The organism is Saccharomonospora saliphila YIM 90502, assembly GCF_000383795.1.
Classification (GTDB): domain Bacteria; phylum Actinomycetota; class Actinomycetes; order Mycobacteriales; family Pseudonocardiaceae; genus Saccharomonospora; species Saccharomonospora saliphila.
Map to the genome: position 1 here is coordinate 1 of NZ_KB912615.1, position 2,803 is coordinate 2,803.

Here is a 2,803-nt window from a genome sequence, read left to right on the forward strand (position 1 = left end):
CACGCCCAGTCCCGCCAGCGCGCCCGCCGCGCGCCGCACCCGCGAGGCCAGGTCCGCGTACGTGATCCGCTCGCCGGTGCCCGCGTCCACCAACGCGGTGTGCCCGGCCCGGGCCTCGGCCTCGCCCAGCACGTAGTCGGTGACCGGCAGGTCCGGGATGTCGATGTCGTCCAGCGGGCTGCGGTAGATCATCGTCTGACTCCTCGTCGAGTCGCACGGCCTCGGCCGTCCCTCAGGCGTAGAAGCGGAACACGGGCTGGGCCACGCAGGCGGGCTTGTCGGAGTTCTCGATCTCCACGGTGACGTCCACGGTCAGCTGCACGCCACCGCCGCCGACCTCGGCGACCTCGGCGACCGAGGCGGCGGCGCGCACCCGCGAGCCCGCGGGCACCGGCGCGGGGAAACGCACCTTGTTCAGGCCGTAGTTGACCTTGGTCGTCACCCCCTCGACCTCCAGCAGATCGGTCCACAGCGGAATGATCAGTGCGAGGGTGAGGTACCCGTGCGCCACGGTGCCACCGAAGGGCCCGTCCTTGGCGGCGCTCTCGTCGACGTGGATCCACTGGTGGTCGTCCGTGGCGTCGGCGAAGGTGTTGATCCGGGCCTGATCGATCACCATCCACTCGCCGCGGCCGAGGTCGGTGCCCGCCAGCGAGGTGAGTCGCGAGAACGGGACGGTCGTGGTCATGCGTTGTCCTCCAGTCCGAGTACCCGCACGGCGTTGTCCTTGAGGATCTTCGGCCGCACGTGCGGTTTGAGGCCGAGCGCGTCGAAGTCGCGCAGCCAGCGGTCGGGCGTGATGAGCGGGTAGTCCGAGCCGAAGAGCACCTTGTCCTGGAGAAGGCTGTCGGCGTACCGGACGAGTTGTGGAGGGAAGTACTTCGGCGCCCAGCCGGACAGATCGATGTGGACGTTCGGCTTGTGCTGGGCCACCGCGAGTGCCTCGTCCTGCCACGGCACCGACGGGTGCGCCATGATGATCGTCAGGTCGGGGAAGGCGACGGCCACCTCGTCGAGCAGCATCGGGTTCGAGAGCTTGAGGCGGATGCCGCCTCCGCCGCGCATTCCCGACCCGATCCCGGTCTGGCCGGTGTGGAACAGCGCGGGGATGCCGAGCTCCTGCGCCACCTCGAGCAGCGGGTAGGCGGTGCCGTCGTCGGGGGCGAAATTCTGGATGCTGGGGTGGAACTTGATGCCGCGCATCCCGTGTTCGGTCACCAGCCTGCGCAGCGTGCGCGCGCCCGCCCTGCCCTTGGCCGGGTCCACGCTGGCGAACGGCAGCAGCACGTCCGAGTGCTCGGCGGCGGCCTCGGCGATCCGCTCGTTCGACAACGCCGCGTGTCCGGTGGCCGACTCGATGTCCACGGTGAACACCACCGCACCGATCCGACGCCGCCGGTAGTAGTCGGCGATCTCGGGCAGTGCCGGGGCCCGGTGGTCGGCGCCGAAGTACTTCGCCGAGGCCTCGACGAACTCGTCGGGCAGGGACAGGTGGCCGCAACCGTCGGTCTCGACATGCACGTGGACGTCGATCGCGTCGAGTGTCGTGGGGTCCATGGTTCTCCGTGTCGCGCCGTGTCAGGCTTCGGGGAGCTTCTCGCCGACCGTCTGGGGCTCGGCGCCGATCGTGGTGGCCCAGGCCTCCGCGATGGCCTCGGCACTCCATCCGCCGTCGGCGTAGGCGGTCGCGATCTGCTTCGGGTGCGACCACAGCGACAGGCGGTCACCCCCGATACCGATGCACTGCCCCGTGACCTCGGCCGCGGCCTCCGAGGCGAGGAAACGGACGAGTCCCGCCGCGTCCTCGGGGGTGCCGAAGGCCAGCGCGCGACGGGCGAACGCGGGCAGCGGCTCTCCCGCGCGGGCCGCGGCGGCGTAGTCGGCCAGCGCCGGGATGGTCTCGGTCATCCCGGTGGCGGCGACCGGGATCACCGCGTTCACGGTGATACCCGCGCGGGCCAGCTCCATCGACCAGGTCCGGGCGAAGGCGGCGATGCCCGCCTTGGCGGCCGAGTAGTTGGTCTGCCCGAAGTTGCCGCGCTGCCCCGCGGGCGAGCCGACGAGGATCAGCCTGCCGCCCTCGCCCTGCTCGCGCATCACCCTCGCGGCGGCGCGGGCGCAGGTGAAGGTTCCCCGCAGGTGCACGTCCACGACCGTGTCGAAGTCCTCGTCGGACATCTTCCACAGCACCTTGTCGCGCAGCACGCCGGCGTTGGTCACCAGGATGTCGAGCCTGCCGAACGTCGCGACAGCCCGGGCGACGAGCGCCTCGGCCGCTTCGGTGGGCCCGATCGCGGCGACCTCGGCCACGGCCGCGCCGCCCGCGTCGGTGATCTCCTCGACGACCGCCCGAGCGGCGTCGGCGTCCACGTCGTTGACCACGACTTTCGCCCCGGCCGCCGCGAGCTCGCGGGCGTAGGCCCTGCCGAGTCCCCCTCCGCTGCCGGTCACGACAGCGACCCGTCCCGTCAGATCCATCGGCACGCGCACCCTCCACATCTCAGGTTTCCTGATATAAGTACGAGTACTCGCCCCCTACACGCATGTCAACCATCTCCCCGCCCACACCCCCGCGAGTTGCCCCTTCAGGACGGCGAGTTGCCCGTTCAGGACGGCGAGTTGCCACTCCAGAAGCACGAATCGACCGGTGGAAGCGCTGACCAGCGGGAGGCGCGCGCCGACCGGTGAAGGCAGGGCGCTGGACACTCCCGCTGCTCGACGCTCCCCGGGCGCAGCTCTCCCGGCCCGCGGTTGCCCACACGACAGCCGCCCGGCTCAGCGCTCCCCCGGGCGCACCTCGCCC

General features: G+C 71.2%; 3 protein-coding genes and 1 pseudogene. All 4 read right to left on the bottom strand.

The features are described 5' to 3' along the window. Window positions 1–192 (bottom strand): annotated as a pseudogene (locus tag SACSA_RS21085) (AMP-binding protein); the annotation flags it as partial. Window positions 193–232: 40 nt separating this feature from the next. Continuing rightward, complete coding sequence (locus SACSA_RS0102005; RefSeq protein ID WP_019813072.1) at window positions 233–688, bottom strand: MaoC family dehydratase; 456 nt, start codon at window positions 686–688, stop codon at window positions 233–235. Beyond that, window positions 685–1,557 carry a 4-hydroxyphenyl-beta-ketoacyl-CoA hydrolase gene (locus SACSA_RS0102010; protein ID WP_019813073.1) on the bottom strand — a complete coding sequence of 291 codons (873 nt, stop codon included), beginning with the start codon at window positions 1,555–1,557 and terminating at the stop codon, window positions 685–687. Before SACSA_RS0102010 ends, SACSA_RS0102005 begins: the two co-directional genes overlap by 4 nt. A gap of 21 nt (window positions 1,558–1,578) precedes the next feature. Next, complete coding sequence (locus tag SACSA_RS0102015; RefSeq protein ID WP_198008910.1) at window positions 1,579–2,478, bottom strand: SDR family NAD(P)-dependent oxidoreductase; 900 nt, start codon at window positions 2,476–2,478, stop codon at window positions 1,579–1,581. Window positions 2,479–2,803: the final 325 nt, after the last annotated feature.